The organism is Pasteurella bettyae CCUG 2042, from assembly GCF_000262245.1.
Classification (GTDB): domain Bacteria; phylum Pseudomonadota; class Gammaproteobacteria; order Enterobacterales; family Pasteurellaceae; genus Basfia; species Basfia bettyae.
Map to the genome: position 1 here is coordinate 1 of NZ_AJSX01000037.1, position 618 is coordinate 618.

Annotated in this window: 1 protein-coding gene; it reads right to left on the reverse strand. The window is 36.6% G+C overall.

The genetic code is table 11. From position 1 onward, the window contains the following. Positions 1-124: 124 nt before the first annotated feature. Positions 125-457 (reverse strand): helix-turn-helix domain-containing protein, encoded by a 333-nt coding sequence (locus tag HMPREF1052_RS07995; RefSeq protein ID WP_005761189.1) that lies wholly within the window; start codon positions 455-457, stop codon positions 125-127. Positions 458-618 lie beyond the last annotated feature (161 nt).

Below are 618 nucleotides of genomic sequence, written 5' to 3' on the forward strand. Positions count from 1 at the left end.
GGCTTGTAGGCTTGTAGGCTTGTAGGCTTGTAGGCTTGTAGGCTTGTAGGCTTGTAGGCTTGTAGGCTTGTAGGCTTGTAGGGACATTTTTTGTTCCTTATTGAGTTAATGTCAAGTTAAATATTTATTGTTTTTCTGATATTTCTTTAAAAGAAATAGCAAAGGCATCCTTTAAATTTTCAGGCATAGTACGATAGTCTGCAATCAGCTTTTCTTCTTGCTCTGAGATAGTATTTTTTGGCGTTACAGCTTGAAACATCTCACCTTCACCGCTAACGAGCCAATTTAAATTCACTCCTGCTTTAGCGATCCCAGCCATCCCTTCCGCATTAGGTTCTCGTTCGCCACCGATGTAACCTTGCATCGTGCGATAGGCTATTCCTGTTTGTTCTGCGAAGTCTGTAATTTTCCAATTTTTAACTTCACAAACTTGTCTTAATCTTTCTGATATGCACATTTGAGCATTCCATTTTCAATTTATAATTGACAAATTACGCAAATGAGCGTATATTTGTTTTGAGTTTAAACGCATTTTATCACGTTTGAGCATATTTAAAATCTCTATTAACATAAATTTTAAACAAGACGATGACTCAGCATTTCTTACTTTCTAGCCAA

What these genes read in the sequence shown, in the direction of transcription:
- HMPREF1052_RS07995 (WP_005761189.1), bottom strand. Translation starts at nt 457, where the DNA reads ATGTGCATATCAGAAAGATTAAGACAAGTTTGTGAAGTTAAAAATTGG.